Raw genomic sequence first — 13,366 nt, forward strand, 5'->3', positions numbered from 1 at the left:
AAGACCAACACTCCCCGGAGCTGACCCTGATCTTCCAGACCGACGGATCGATGACGGCCTAGGCCGGCGTCAGCCGATCAGCGCCGCGTCCAGCTGACCGCGGATCGACTCGACCACCTGCTCGACGGTGCCCCGACCGGTGAACCCGGCCGCGAACGTGTGCCCACCACCGCCAAGCGCCACAGCGACCCGACTGACGTCCACCGCGCCCTTGCTGCGCATCGACACCGCCCACTCGGCGGGCCTGGTCTGCTTCACCACACAGCTCACATCCGCCTCTGCGGTGCAGCGCACGGAGTCGATAAGTGCCTCCAGCACGTACGGCCGCTGGTCGTGCCGGGCCAGGTCGTCGAGGGTGGCGAAGGTCCAGACCAGGCCCCGACCTCCGGCGGCGGCCGGCTCCAGTCGAGCCCGGCCGAGCACCTCACCGAAGAGGCGAACCGCGCCGAAGGGCCGGGTGTCGAAGACCCGCCGGGAGATGTCACCCGGCGAGATGCCGGTCGCCAGCAATCGGGCGGCCATCTGATGCACCGCCGGAGTGGTCGCCTCGAACCGGAACGAGCCGGTATCCGTGGTCAGCGCCACGTAGAGGCACTCGGCGATGGCAGGGTCCACCACCACCTCGAGCCGGGCCAGCAGCTGTTCGGCAACGACCGACGTGGCCGCCGCACCCGGGTCGACCAGGTTGACCGTGCCGAACCCTGGGTTGGAGGCGTGGTGGTCGAGCACCAGCGCCGCACCCGCCGACGACAACCGCCCGGCCAACTCGCCGAGACGCGACTCGCTCGCCGCGTCGAAGCAGATCACCAGATCGGGCGCCGGGTCGGCGGCGTCCGCCGGGACCAGCAGGTCCAGCCCGGGCAGCCCCCGGAACGGCTCCGGCACCTCCGGCGGCCCGGGAAAGGTCGCCTGCACGTCGCGTACGCCGAACTGCCGCAGGCCCAGACCGAAGCCGAGCATGCTGCCCAGCGCGTCGCCGTCCGGGTTGATGTGGCAGATCAGCAGCACCCGGGCGGTCGGCGGGAGAGCCCGCACCAACGCCTCGGCCGCGGCCCAGTCCGCCTCGGCGGGGCCGAGCCCGGCTGCCCGGGCGAACGGGGCGCTGGCGGTGCTGGTCACCGCGTTTCCCCACCCCGCGGCGTTTCCTTGACGTCGCTGGCCTCGTCGACCTCGTCCGTCTCGTCTGCCTCATCGGTCTCGTCGTCCACCCGGTACGGCTGGGCCTCGCCCGCGTACTTCGCCTGGGCGGCGAGCCGCTGCACCTCGGCGTCGGCGTTGCGGGCGGCGGCGAGCAGGTCGTCGATGTGCTTGACCTGGTCCTGCACGTCGTCGAGGACGAACGTGAGGGTCGGCGAGTGGCGCAGCCCAAGGGCCTTGCCGACAGTGCTGCGCAGCAGCCCCTTGGCGCTCTCCAGCGCCGCCGCGGTGTCCGCCTGGGCCACCGAGTCACCGAGCACGGTGTAGAAGACCGTCGCGTCACGCAGGTCAGCGGTAATCCGGGCATCGGTGATAGTGATCATCCCGAGCCGCGGGTCCTTGATCTGGCTCCGCACCACCGACGCGACCAGCTCCCGCACCCGTTCCGCGTGCCGGCGTACCTTGGCCGGATCAGACATCTCGCCACCTCCACGGCGTCCTGCTTCCGGTCGACCCGGCGGCCCGGAGGCCGCCGGCCGACCGGCCAACATCTCGAACATTACCTTCGGGGCCGCTCCGGTCGCCCGGCACAGCCGGCACCATGGTCAGTCGTCGTCCACGCCGTAGAGCCGGCGTCGGACGGACAGCAACTCGACCTCGGGGCGATTGGCCACCAGGCGCTCACAGGAGTCGAGCACCTCGCGGACGTGCGCCGTTTCGGCGGCCACAACGGCCACCGCCAGCTGCGCTCGACCATGCAGGTCGAGCGCACCCACCTCGGCGGCCGACACCTCGTAGCGGCGCAGCGCCGCCACGATCGGCCGTACATATGATCTCTTGGCTTTGAGCGACCGGGAGTCGCCCGGCAGCAGCAGGTCGAAGACCGCGGTTCCGGTGAACATCGCCCCGGACGATACCGCCAACCCGCCCTGCATGATCAAGGGGTTTACGCCGAGCGGCGTAAACCCCTTGATCAGCGTGTCACTGCCGGATCAGGCGCGAACCTTCTCCCGCATCTCGAAGGTCTCGATGACGTCGCCGACCTGGACGTTGTTGTAACCACCCAGGGTCAGACCGCACTCGAAGCCCTCGCGGACCTCGGTTGCGTCGTCCTTGAACCGCTTGAGCGAGCTGATCGTGAGGTTGTCCGCCACGACCGCCCCGTCTCGCAGCAGGCGCGCCTTGGCGTTGCGCCGAAGGACACCGGACCGGACGATGCAACCGGAGATGTTGCCGATCTTGGACGAGCGGAAGACGTCGCGGATCTCCGCGCTGCCCAGCTCGACCTCCTCGTACTCCGGCTTGAGCAGGCCCTTGAGCGCTGCCTCGATCTCCTCGATGGCCTGGTAGATGACGGTGTAGTACCGGATCTCCACGCCCTCGCGGTCGGCCATCTCACGGACCTTGTTCGAGGCCCGCACATTGAAGCCGATGATCGTGACCGGCTCGGACGAGGCACTCGCGAGCATGACGTTGCTCTCGGTGATCGCGCCCACGCCGCGGTCGAGGACCTTGAGCTGGACCTCCTCGGGGATGTCGAGGTTGAACAGCGCGTCCTCGAGAGCCTCCACCGAACCGGAGACATCGCCCTTGAGGATGAGGTTGAGCGAGGTCTTCTCGCCCTCCTTGAGCTGCTCCATGAGCGTCTCGAGGGTGGCCCGACCACGGGAGTTGGCGAAGGACGCCGCCCGCCGCCGTGCCTGCCGCTGCTCGGCGATCTGCCGCACGGTGCGGTCGTCTGCCGCAGCCAGGAACGTGTCTCCCGCGCCGGGAGGCGCGGTCAGACCCAGCACCATGACCGGACGGGCCGGCCCAGCCTCGGTGAGCTGGTTGCCGTTCTCGTCGAGCATGGCCCGGACCCGGCCGTGCGCCCCACCGGCGACGATCGAGTCGCCCGCCCGCAGGGTGCCCTTCTGCACCAGCACCGTCGCCACCGCACCGCGGCCCTTGTCCAGGTGTGCCTCGATGGCCACACCCTGCGCCGGCCCGTCGATCGGAGCGGTCAGCTCCAGCGACGCGTCGGCGGTCAGCAGGACAGCCTCGAGCAGTTCCTCGATGCCGATGCCCGGCTTGGCTGCCACGTTGACGAACATGGTCTCGCCGCCGTACTCCTCGGCGACCAGGCCGTACTCGGTCAGCTGCTGGCGGACCTTGTCCGGGTTGGCGTCCGGCTTGTCGACCTTGTTGACCGCGACCACGATCGGCACGTCGGCCGCCTTGGCGTGGTTCAACGCCTCGATCGTCTGCGGCATGACACCGTCGTCGGCCGCGACGACCAGGATCACGATGTCCGTGACCTGGGCACCACGAGCACGCATGGCGGTGAACGCCTCGTGACCGGGGGTGTCGATGAAGGTGACCGCCCGGTCCACGCCCTCGTGCGGGACGTGGACCTGGTAGGCACCGATGTGCTGGGTGATGCCACCCGCCTCGCCCGCCACGACGTTCGCCTTACGGATCGCGTCGAGCAGCTTGGTCTTACCGTGGTCGACGTGACCCATGACGGTCACCACCGGCGCACGGCTGACCAGACGCTCCTCGGCCACCTCCGCGTCGAGGTCGATGTTGAACTGCGCGAGCAGCTCGCGGTCCTCGTCCTCCGGGCTGACGATCTGGATCTCGAAGCCCAGGTGCTCACCCAGCAGATTCAGGGTGTCGTCAGAGCACGACTGGGTCGCGGTGACCATCTCGCCCAGGTTGAACATCTCCTGGACCAGCGAACCCGGGTTGGCGTTGATCCGGTCGGCGAAGTCCGACAGCGAGGCGCCACGGGAAAGCCTGACGATCTGACCCTGACCCCGGGGAGCACCCGAGCTCATGGTCGGAGCCGACAGGTTGTCGAACTCCTGTCTGCGCTGCTTCTTGGACTTGCGACCGCGCGTCGGCCGACCACCCGGACGCCCGAAGGCACCCGCGGCGCCGCCGCCACGGCCACGACCGCCCGCACCGGGACGACCGCCGCCACCGGCCGGACCACCCGGACGGAAACCGCCACCGGGAGCACCAGCACCGCCGCCGGGACCGCCACGGTAGCCACCGCCACCGCCGGCACCCGCGCCGCCACCAGGGCCGCCTCGGTAACCGCCGCCGCCACCGGCGCCGCCGCCGGGACCACCACGGAAGCCACCGCCACCGCCACCGCCACCGGGACGACCTGCGCCGCCACCGCCACCGGGACGACCGGCGCCACCGGGACCGGGGCGACCGGCAGCCGGCCGCTGGCTCGGCATGGACGCCGGGCTGGGCCGCGGCGGCATGGAGTTCGGGCTCGGCCGCGGCGGCATGCCCGCCGGGCTGTTGGGCCGAGGGCCACCCGCACCGGCGGCCGGGGGCCGCTGCTGCTGGCCACCCTGGATGCCGAACGGGTTGTTACCGGCACCGCGCGCCGGCGGACGACCGCCCGGCCGGGCACCCGGACCGGGAGCCGGCGTGCTCGGACGAGCTGCCGGCGAACCGGGACGGGGCGGCATCGCCGCGGGACCCGGCCGAGGGCCGGGGCGGTTGCCACCGTCTGCCGGAGGCTCCCGGCGAACGGGGTTGTCCCGCTGCTGCTGGCGGGCGGCCTGCGCGGCCTTGACCGCGGCCTCCTGCTCAGCCTTCAGCGCGGCGGCACGCGCCTCCGCGGCCGCCACCTCGATGTCGTGGGCACTCGCCGGCTTGGCGACCGGGGTCGTCGTCTGCGGTGCACCGGGAACCGGACCCTTGGGCTTCGGACCGGGTGCCGGCGCGGCCGGCCGCCGAGGCGGCATCGGCTTGGCCGAGACCCGGGGCGCGCCCGGGGTCGGGGTTGGCGTCGGGGTCGGGTTTGAAGCCGGCGTCGACGCGGGCGCCGACGGGGCGGCCGGAGCCGGGGCTCCGGCGGACGCGACGAATGCGTTACGCAGCCGCCGGGCGACGGGCGCCTCGACGGTGCTGGACGCGGACTTCACGAACTCGCCCATTTCCTTCAGCTTGGCGAGAACGGTCTTACTCTCGACCCCGAGCTCTTTTGCAAGCTCGTGTACGCGGGCCTTGCCTGCCACTGCACTCCTCACTCCGAGGTCGTGCGGGCAGCACCCGCAGCGACCTCACTCGTGCACTTGAAGCCTGGTCATTTCAGGGACTTCATCGTGTGCTCATGTCGGTCGTCCTACCCTGCTAGCGACCCTCGCCCGGTCGGGCTGACCGGACGTAGTGGTTGGCGCATCGACGTGTTCCGCCAGCGCACCGTGGTCGAGGACCTCGGTGCTGCGCAGCGCGCGCCCGAAGGCGCGGCGGCGCACCGCCAGCGCGAAGCAGGCCGGATCCGGGTGCATGTTCGCTCCCCGACCCGGCAGCCTGCGGCGCGGATCAGGCCGGAGGCTGTGACCAGCCTCGTCCCTGACCGCGACGATCCGCAGCAATTCGCTGGCCGGCGCACGTTTCCGGCAACCCACACAGGTGCGCTCCGGCTGCGCGCGTCGTACCACTGGAGGAAGTCTACCCCTAGCTCCCCGAGATCGCGCCGCCCGGCTCCCGCACGTGATCAGTTGCCCCACGCGCTGCCGGCGCGGTCTGCTCCGCATCGGAGCGAATGTCGATCCGCCAACCGGTCAATCGGGCCGCGAGTCGGGCATTCTGCCCCTCCCGACCGATCGCGAGCGAGAGCTGGAAGTCGGGAACGGTCACCCGCGCGGCTCGATTGGCCAGGTCGACCACCTCGACCCGCAGCGCCTTGGCCGGCGACAGAGCGTTACCGACGAAGGTGGCCGGGTCGTCCGACCAGTCGATGATGTCGATCTTCTCACCATGCAGCTCGCTCATCACGGCACGCACCCGCTGACCCATCGGGCCGATGCAGGCGCCCTTGGCGTTCACCCCGGGCACTGTGGAGCGGACGGCGATCTTCGTGCGATGGCCCGCCTCACGGGCGATCGCGCCGATCTCCACGGTGCCGTCGGCGATCTCCGGCACCTCCAGCGCGAAGAGCTTCTTGACCAGCGCCGGGTGCGACCGGGACAGCGTGATCTGCGGCCCGCGCATGCCCTTGGCCACGTGCACCACGACGCAGCGGACCCGCTCGCCGTGCGCGTACCGTTCGCCGGGCACCTGCTCGGACTGCGGCAGCACGCCCTCCAGCTTGCCCAGGTCGACGCTGACGATGCCCTTCTCGGTACGCGTCTCGTGCGCCTGCACCACGCCGGTGACCAGGTCACCCTCGCGGCCGACGTACTCACCGAAGTGCACCTCGTCGGTGGCCTCCCGCAACCGCTGGAGGATCACCTGCTTGGCGGTCATGGCAGCGATCCGGCCAAAGTCGTGCGGAGTGTCGTCCCACTCCCGCACCAGGCTGCCGTCGGCGTCCATCTCCTGCGCGTACACCAGGGCGGCGCCCGACCTGCGGTCGATCTCCACCCGGGCGTGCGATTCGGCGCCGTCGGTGTGCCGGTAGGCGGTCAGCAACGCGGTCTCGATCGCCGCGAGAATCGTGTCGAACGGGATCTCCCGCTCGCGCTCGAGTGCGCGCAGCGCCGCGAGGTCGATGTTCACCTCTCCTCGTCCTCCACATCATCTTCGTCGTCGATGTCGTCTGAATCGTCGATCTCGTCGGAATCGTCCACGTCGTCGAACTCGTCGTCCGGCTCACCGAGTTCGGCGAGCCGGGTGAACTCGACCTGCACGCGGCCGGGGCCCAGTTGGGCGTACGCCCAGGTGGCGCGGCCGTCGTCGGTCTCCAGGTGCACGCCCTCGTCGTCGGCCGCGACCACCCGGCCGGTCAGTTGACGGTCACCGGCGGGCTGCTCGCCCCGCTGACCGGGCAGCGCGGCCGCGCCCCGGGCGGTGACCTTGACCAGTCGGCCCACGTTGCGCCGCCAGTGGCGGGGCAGGGTGAGCGGCCGGTCGACGCCCGGCGAGCTGACTTCCAGCTGGTACTCGCCGGCGACGATGTCGCCACCGGTCTCCTCCGCGGCGTCCAGCGCGGCCGAGACCGCGCGGGAGACGTGCGCGACGGCGTCCAGGTCGATCCCGCCGTCGGTGTCCACCATCACCCGCACCACGTGCCGGCGGCCGGCCCGGGAAACCGACAGGTCCTCCAGGTCGTAGCCGGCGTCGTTGACCACCGGCTCGATCACGGCCCGCAGTCGGTCCCGCCGGGCGGCGAGGTCACCGCCGCGGGGGCCCGCAGCACCGCGGGGTCGACCCGTCGGCCTGGTGGCACGGCCACGCTGCGTCATCTCCGCACCCTCTCCCTGGTCGACGGGGCCGGTCGTCCCGCCATGCCGGCACGCCACCGGAGTGGACACGCCGGTGGTTGCGCAGAGCGTAACGCGCCTGCCCGGCGGCGGACCGGGCGGCGCACCGACGCCGGTGCCCCCCGGACCGGCACGGATGGTGTTGACTTGGCCGGTGGGGATCGGCAGAACGACGCAGCGCGACCAAGCATCCGGACATTCCCGGCGAAAGCTCTTGAGTGCCGGGGCGCTGCTGGTGCTCGGCGGCGCCGTGACGCCGCTGACCGGCTGTGATCTTTTCGACCGCGACGACCAACCAGCCCCGCCGCCCGACCCGCTGCGGCCGATGGTGGACGAGTCGCTCGCTCTGGCCGCCGCGTACCGGGCGAGCGCGACCGCCCATCCCGAGCTCGCCGACCGGCTCAACCCGATCGCCGAGACGCACACCGCGCACGCCACCGAGCTGGCCCGGGTGATCGGTGTGACAGTGCCGTCGGCGGCCTCTGCCGCCCCGACCGCCGCCCCGGCCGCCGATCCCAGTGGCGCGCGCGCCGCTCTGCGGGCGCTGGAGAAGACCGCTCAGCAGTCCGCCACCGCCGCCTGCGCCGCGGCGCCCGCCGAGCGGGCGGCGCTACTCGGGTCGATCGTCGCCGCCCGGGCAACTCACCAGGAGGCACTGAAGTGAGGCAGCCGTCCGCCGGGGAGGCGCTCGCCGCCGCCCTGTCCGCCGAATACTCGGCCATCTACGCCTACGGACGGATCGGTGTCCGGCTCAGCGGGGCGGCGCGGGACGCGGCACGCCAGGCGGAGGCCGCGCACCGACGCCGGCGTGACGCGCTGGTGGTGCAGCTCACCACGGCCGGCGGCGTCGTCCCACCGGACCGCGCCGGGTACGCCCTGCCGTTCCCGGTCACCGATCGGGCGAGCGCCCTGCGGCTCGCCGCCGAGGTGGAGGAGCGCACGGCCGCGCACTGGCGAGCCGCCCTGGCGTCCACCACCGGCGCCGACCGGGACCAGGCGCTGGCCGCCCTTGTCGAGTACGCGGTGCGGGCCACCCGGTGGCGGAAGACGGCCGGGCAGACCCCGCTGACTGTCCCGTTTCCCGGTCGACCCACCTGAACCCGGTCCACTCCGGTTGCGGTGCGCATACCAGGTATGCATACTCCGTTGCCATGTCCATCCGTCACGGGTTGCTCGCCCTGCTCGAACGCGGCCAGATGTACGGCTACCAGCTGCGCGCCGCGTTCGAGGAGTCGACCGGCTCGACCTGGCCACTGAACATCGGGCAGGTCTACACCACGCTGTCCCGGCTGGAACGGGACGGTCTGGTGCGCCCGCTGCCGGAGAGCGAGGCCGGCCAACGCCCGTACGAGATCACCGACGCCGGCCGTGCGGACCTGGCGCTGTGGTTCGCCACCCCGATCAGCCGTAACGACCGACCCCGCGACGAGCTGGCGATCAAGTTGGCGCTGGCCCTGACCACCCCGGGGGTCGACGTGCGGTCGGTGGTGCAGGCCCAACGCAGCGCGACGATGCGGGCCCTTCAGGAGTTGACCCGGTTGAAGTACGGCAGCAACCGGCCGGAGGACCTTCCCTGGCGCCTCGTACTGGACTCGATGGTGTTTCAGGCCGAGGCCGAGGTGCGCTGGCTGGACCACTGCGAGACCAGTCTGGTCCGGCACCAACCCAGCGGCCCGGCGCCTCCCGCTCCCCGACCCGATGACGCTGTGGTGCGGGACGCGGCTCGATGGGCCGGCGAGGAGGCAAGACGGTGAGCGGATCGGACGACGCGGTGCTGGAGCTACGCGCCGTCCACCGCACCCACGGCGCCGGGCCGGCGGCGGTGCACGCGCTGCGCGGCGTCAGCCTGGTCGTCCGGCCCGGCGAGTTGGTCGCCGTGATGGGGCCGTCCGGCTCCGGCAAATCGACTCTGCTGGCTCTCGCCGGCGGGTTGGACCGTCCGACCGGCGGCGAGGTCCGGGTCGAGGGGCAACCGCTGGGGGCACTGGACCGCCGCGGGCTGGCCCAGTTGCGCCGCCGTCGGATCGGCTACATCTTCCAACAGCTCAACCTGCTGGGCAGTCTGAGCGCGCTGGAGAACGTGGCGCTCCCGTTGGAACTCGACGGGACCAGCGGACGTCGGGCCCGCGCACTGGCCATGGCCGCCCTCACCGAGGTGGGCCTGCCCGCGTTGGGTGACCGTTTCCCGGACCAGCTCTCCGGCGGGCAGCAGCAGCGGGTGGCGATCGCCCGCGCGCTGGTGGGCGAACGCCGGCTGGTCCTCGCCGACGAGCCCACCGGGGCGTTGGACTCCCAGACCGGCGAGGCGGTGCTGCACCTGCTGCGCCGCCGGATCGATGCGGGCGCCGCCGGAGTGCTGGTGACCCACGAGGCGCGGCACGCCGGCTGGGCCGACCGGGTGGTGTTCCTCCGCGACGGCGTGCTGGTCGACACGACGGCACCGCTGGGCAGTGTCGAGCAGCTGCTGTCCGGCAGCGACCGGTGACCACTCGCCGTCCGACGCGGGCCCCCGGTCGGGCCGAAACCGCGACGCCGCGGCCGGTCGCGCCGCCCGTCCCGGTCGGCCGGCGGCGGTTCGCCGAGCTGACCGGCTCCTGGCGGGCGGCCCTGCGGATCGCGCGGCGGGAGTCACGCCGGTCCCGGCGGCGGACCGCACTGGTGCTCGCGATGATCGCCATGCCGGTGGCGGCGCTGGCCTTCCTGGCGGCGAGCTACGACATGGCCGAGCTGACCCCACAGGAACGCGTCGACCGCCGGCTCGGCGTTGCCGACGCGCAGTTGCAGTGGATCGCCAACGCCCCGGTGGGGCAGGACGAGTGGGGTGAGGGCTGGTACACCCGCGACGGCGAACTCCCCGCGAAGGTCACCGCAGCCCAGCTGACCGCACTGCTCGGGCCGGGCAGCCGGGTCACCGAGGTGCGTCCGCACGTCCCGCTGACCCTGCGCGGCCCGCACCGCGACGAGGTGGTGAACGGCCGGGTGCTGGACCTCACCGACCCGCTGGCCCGTGGGCTGGTGCGGTTCCGGGCCGGTCGGGCGCCGCAGCAGCCCGGTGAGGTCGCTGTCAGCCCGAGGGCGCTGCGACGCCTGGACCTGCGCCTCGGCCACGCCGTGGCCGCCGCCGACGGCAGCAGGGCGTACACGGTGGTGGGGGTGGTCGAGTTCCCCGACGACCTCGGACCGGTGGTGGCGCTGCACCCGGGGGCCGCACCATCGACAGGTCCGGATCCGGACGGAGTCTGGTTGGCGGACGTGCCGGGCACCGTCGACGCAGCGCTGGTGTCCCGACTCAACGACCGTGGGGTGGTGGTCACGGCGCGACACCGGATCGGCTCGGCGACCGGAGCGGACCGGACGTGGCTCGGGTCGATCATGGGGGACAACCCGAACGACCTGGGCACCGGCGTCCTGATCGCCGGCCTCGGGTTGCTGGAGGTCGTCCTGCTGGTCGGGCCGGCCTTCGCCGTCGGCGTCCGGCGCCGCCGACGGGATCTGGCGCTCGTCGCGGTGGCGGGCGGGGACGCCGCCCAGCTTCGCCGGGTCGTGCTGGCCGACGGTGTGGTGCTGGGTGTGCTGGGGGCCGCCGCCGGCCTGCTGGTCGGCGTCGGCGCGGCGTTCGCCGGTCGCCCGCTGATGGAGCAGTACGTCTTCAGCGCCCGTTTCGGCGGCTACCGCTGCTGGCCGAGCGCGCTGGTCCTGCTCGGGGGCGTCGCGGTGCTGGCCGGGGTGCTCGCCGCGCTGGCACCGGCCTGGACCGCCGCCCGGCAGGACGTCAGCGCCGGGCTCGCCGGACGACGCACCCCAGCCAAATCCCCGGGCCGGTGGTTGGCCCTCGGGCTGGCGCTGGTGGTCGGCGGTGCGGGGCTGGCGGCGTTCGGGGCCACCCGGACTTCGCCGGCGGTGGTTCTCACCGGGCTGATCCTCGGCGAGTTGGGCCTGGTCTGCTGCACGCCCACGCTGCTCGGGGCTCTTGCCCGCCTCGGCCGGGTGTTGCCACTGGCACCACGGATCGCGCTGCGGGATGCCAGCCGCAACCGGGCCGCCGCGGCACCGGCCATCTGCGCCGTGATGGCCGCCGTCGCCAGCAGCGTCGCCCTCGGCGGATACCTGGCCAGCGACGGCGCCCGCGACGCGCGCTCCTACCGGCCGACGCTGCCGACCGGCCACGTCATGGTCAGCCCGGTCGGATCGGCCGGGCAGCCCACGCTGGCCCAGATCACCGACGCGGCCCGGAATCAACTCGGGGTCGGCGCGGTCGCCCCGGTGCAGACACCGAGCTGCGGGGCGGGGCGCACCGGCTACTGCGACATCGCACCAGTGCTCCCGCTGAACCGGGCCTGCCCCTGGCAGCCCGGCGTGCAACTTCCCGCGGCGCAGCGCCAGCAGGCCCGCGCCGATCCCCGCTGCCAGATCCGCGAGGCGGACTACTTCGGCGGCTACGTGGAACCCGGAGTCGACGACGGGACCGCACTCCCCCTGCTCACCGGCGTGGACCCGGCGACGACCGCCGCCGCCACGGCCGTGCTGCGCGCCGGTGGCGTGGTGGTGACCGACCCGCGCTACCTGCACGACGGCCTGGTGACCGTCCGGGTCACCGAGGTGGAGGCCGGGCTGGACGCGCCGATCACCGCCCACGACCTTCCGGGGTACGCGCTGCCGCGGGCCACCGGCCAGTCCCGTCTGCTGCTGTCCGCCGCCGCCGCCCGGCAACTCCGCCTGAGCTGGTCTCAGACCGGCTGGGTGATCGGCACCACGACCCCGCCCGACGAGGAGCAACAGGCCCGGTTCGCCGCCGTCCTGCGGCCATTCGGGACGCTCGCGCTGAGCGTGGAGAACGGCGGCGCCCCCCGCGACGTCTCACCGTTGCTCCTGTTGCTCGCGGCGGCGGCCGGGCTGATCACCGTGGGGGCGGCCGGGATCGCCACCGCGCTCGCCGCCGCCGAGGGACGCGCCGATCTGACCACTCTCGCGGCCGTCGGCGCGGCCCCAGCGGTACGCCGGCTGCTGGCGATCTGCCAGGCCGGGGTCATCGCCGGTCTCGGCTCGGTGCTGGGCATCGTGGCCGGCCTCGGCACCGCCGCGATCGTGCTGGTCTCGGTGAACCGGCAGTACGCCAGTGACTGGCCGGCATCGGATCCGTACCCCTTTCTGGTGCCGTGGCCCGCGCTCGGGGTCCTGGTGCTGGTGCCGGTGGTGGCGATGCTCGGGGCGGGCCTCTTCACCCGGGCCCGGCTGCCGATCGAACGGCGACTGGACTGACCGATGCGCCGGGCGACCGAAAGGCGACCGCGCAGGGGTGCCGCCGGGGCCGGGCAGCCGGCAGACTGATCGGCGTGTCAGTGCTGGGGAGAGTCACCCGTCGGCTCGGTCATCATCGGTGGTTCGGCAAGGCGGCGCGTCTGCTGGTCCCCGCCGACCGGGTGGTCGGTCGCCTCACCCGGGGCCGGGTGGTCGCGCTGGGCCTGATCCCGTCCCTGGTGATCACCACGACCGGCCGCCGTTCCGGTAAGCCCCGCAGCAATCCGCTGGTCTTCGTGCCTGACGGCGACGCGTTCGTGGTGATCGGCTCCAACTGGGGGCAGACCCAGCACCCCGGTTGGGCGATGAACCTGCTCGCCGATCCCACCGCCGAGGTGGACGTGAAGGGGCGGCGGGTCGCGGTGCGGGCCGAGTGGGCGTCCGGCGCCGAACGGGAGCGGTTGTGGCAGTTGCTGGTCACCGAGTGGCCCGCGTACCGCACGTACGTGCAGCGCGCCGGCGGCCGGGAGATCCACATCTTCCGGCTGGCCCCGACCGGGCGCGGCGCGCCCGACGGTCCGCCGACGGCTGGCTAGGCTGACGCTCGGTAGTCAAGGCGAGGTGGTCCCGTGAGCGCGAGGAGTGAGCCGGGGTTGCGAGCCCCGCAGCCGCGAACAGAGTCGGTCCCGTGAGCGCGAGGAGTGAGCCGGGGTTGCGAGCCCCGCAGCCGCGAACAGAGGCGGTCCCGTGAGCGCGAGGAGTGAGCCGGGGTTGCGAGC

The 13,366-nt window shown here is 72.9% G+C and carries 13 protein-coding genes; 6 read left to right on the plus strand and 7 right to left on the minus strand.

Translation table 11 applies throughout. The features are described 5' to 3' along the window. Positions 1–69 precede the first annotated feature (69 nt). The 7 genes from ABZS40_RS05040 to rimP all read right to left on the minus strand — a co-directional run bounded on the left by ABZS40_RS05040 (position 70) and on the right by rimP (position 7,331). A complete protein-coding gene (locus tag ABZS40_RS05040; RefSeq protein ID WP_354942017.1) occupies positions 70–1,119 on the minus strand; it encodes a bifunctional oligoribonuclease/PAP phosphatase NrnA in 1,050 nt (349 codons plus the stop codon). After that, positions 1,116–1,616, minus strand: a complete 501-nt coding sequence (gene rbfA / locus ABZS40_RS05045; RefSeq protein ID WP_354942019.1) for a 30S ribosome-binding factor RbfA — start codon at positions 1,614–1,616, stop codon at positions 1,116–1,118. Before rbfA ends, ABZS40_RS05040 begins: the two co-directional genes overlap by 4 nt. A gap of 126 nt (positions 1,617–1,742) precedes the next feature. Continuing rightward, a complete protein-coding gene (locus ABZS40_RS05050; RefSeq protein WP_354942021.1) occupies positions 1,743–2,039 on the minus strand; it encodes a DUF503 domain-containing protein in 297 nt (98 codons plus the stop codon). Between the two features lie 90 nt (positions 2,040–2,129). Continuing rightward, positions 2,130–5,159 carry a translation initiation factor IF-2 gene (gene infB, locus ABZS40_RS05055; RefSeq protein WP_354942023.1) on the minus strand — a complete coding sequence of 1,010 codons (3,030 nt, stop codon included), beginning with the start codon at positions 5,157–5,159 and terminating at the stop codon, positions 2,130–2,132. A gap of 93 nt (positions 5,160–5,252) precedes the next feature. Next, positions 5,253–5,585 (minus strand): YlxR family protein, encoded by a 333-nt coding sequence (locus ABZS40_RS05060; RefSeq protein WP_238682200.1) that lies wholly within the window; start codon positions 5,583–5,585, stop codon positions 5,253–5,255. A 16-nt stretch (positions 5,586–5,601) separates the two neighbouring features. Further along, entirely contained in the window at positions 5,602–6,645 is a 1,044-nt protein-coding gene (gene nusA, locus ABZS40_RS05065) for a transcription termination factor NusA (RefSeq protein WP_354942025.1), read from the minus strand. Next, entirely contained in the window at positions 6,642–7,331 is a 690-nt protein-coding gene (gene rimP / locus ABZS40_RS05070; RefSeq protein ID WP_354942027.1) for a ribosome maturation factor RimP, read from the minus strand. The genes nusA and rimP overlap by 4 nt, the downstream gene beginning before the upstream one ends. Before the next feature lie 154 nt (positions 7,332–7,485). Here rimP and ABZS40_RS05075 point away from each other — a divergent pair, with 154 nt between their 5' ends. The 6 genes from ABZS40_RS05075 (at position 7,486) to ABZS40_RS05100 (ending at position 13,183) form a co-directional block, all read left to right on the plus strand. After that, positions 7,486–8,013, plus strand: coding sequence for a hypothetical protein (locus ABZS40_RS05075; protein ID WP_354942029.1), 528 nt, complete (start codon positions 7,486–7,488; stop codon positions 8,011–8,013). Further along, positions 8,010–8,447, plus strand: coding sequence for a ferritin-like domain-containing protein (locus tag ABZS40_RS05080; RefSeq protein ID WP_354942031.1), 438 nt, complete (start codon positions 8,010–8,012; stop codon positions 8,445–8,447). Before ABZS40_RS05075 ends, ABZS40_RS05080 begins: the two co-directional genes overlap by 4 nt. 53 nt (positions 8,448–8,500) lie before the next feature. After that, entirely contained in the window at positions 8,501–9,103 is a 603-nt protein-coding gene (locus ABZS40_RS05085) for a PadR family transcriptional regulator (RefSeq protein ID WP_354942033.1), read from the plus strand. Beyond that, on the plus strand, positions 9,076–9,834 hold the full coding sequence (locus ABZS40_RS05090; RefSeq protein ID WP_112586536.1) for an ABC transporter ATP-binding protein: 759 nt from the start codon (positions 9,076–9,078) through the stop codon (positions 9,832–9,834). Before ABZS40_RS05085 ends, ABZS40_RS05090 begins: the two co-directional genes overlap by 28 nt. Beyond that, positions 9,831–12,608 (plus strand): FtsX-like permease family protein, encoded by a 2,778-nt coding sequence (locus tag ABZS40_RS05095; protein ID WP_354942036.1) that lies wholly within the window; start codon positions 9,831–9,833, stop codon positions 12,606–12,608. The genes ABZS40_RS05090 and ABZS40_RS05095 overlap by 4 nt, the downstream gene beginning before the upstream one ends. A gap of 74 nt (positions 12,609–12,682) precedes the next feature. After that, on the plus strand, positions 12,683–13,183 hold the full coding sequence (locus ABZS40_RS05100) for a nitroreductase/quinone reductase family protein (protein ID WP_354942038.1): 501 nt from the start codon (positions 12,683–12,685) through the stop codon (positions 13,181–13,183). The last annotated feature ends 183 nt before the right edge of the window (positions 13,184–13,366 follow it).

It is taken from the genome of Micromonospora sp. NPDC005324, assembly GCF_040607155.1.
Taxonomy (GTDB): domain Bacteria; phylum Actinomycetota; class Actinomycetes; order Mycobacteriales; family Micromonosporaceae; genus Micromonospora; species Micromonospora trifolii.

Bases quoted from the DNA above. Each gene is read 5' to 3' on its own strand.
- ABZS40_RS05085 (WP_354942033.1), top strand. From the start codon at position 8,501: ATGTCCATCCGTCACGGGTTGCTCGCCCTGCTCGAACGCGGCCAGATG.
- rbfA (WP_354942019.1), bottom strand. From the start codon at position 1,616: ATGTCTGATCCGGCCAAGGTACGCCGGCACGCGGAACGGGTGCGGGAG.
- ABZS40_RS05050 (WP_354942021.1), bottom strand. From the start codon at position 2,039: ATGTTCACCGGAACCGCGGTCTTCGACCTGCTGCTGCCGGGCGACTCC.
- ABZS40_RS05075 (WP_354942029.1), top strand. From the start codon at position 7,486: ATGGTGTTGACTTGGCCGGTGGGGATCGGCAGAACGACGCAGCGCGAC.
- ABZS40_RS05090 (WP_112586536.1), top strand. From the start codon at position 9,076: ATGGGCCGGCGAGGAGGCAAGACGGTGAGCGGATCGGACGACGCGGTG.
- rimP (WP_354942027.1), bottom strand. From the start codon at position 7,331: ATGACGCAGCGTGGCCGTGCCACCAGGCCGACGGGTCGACCCCGCGGT.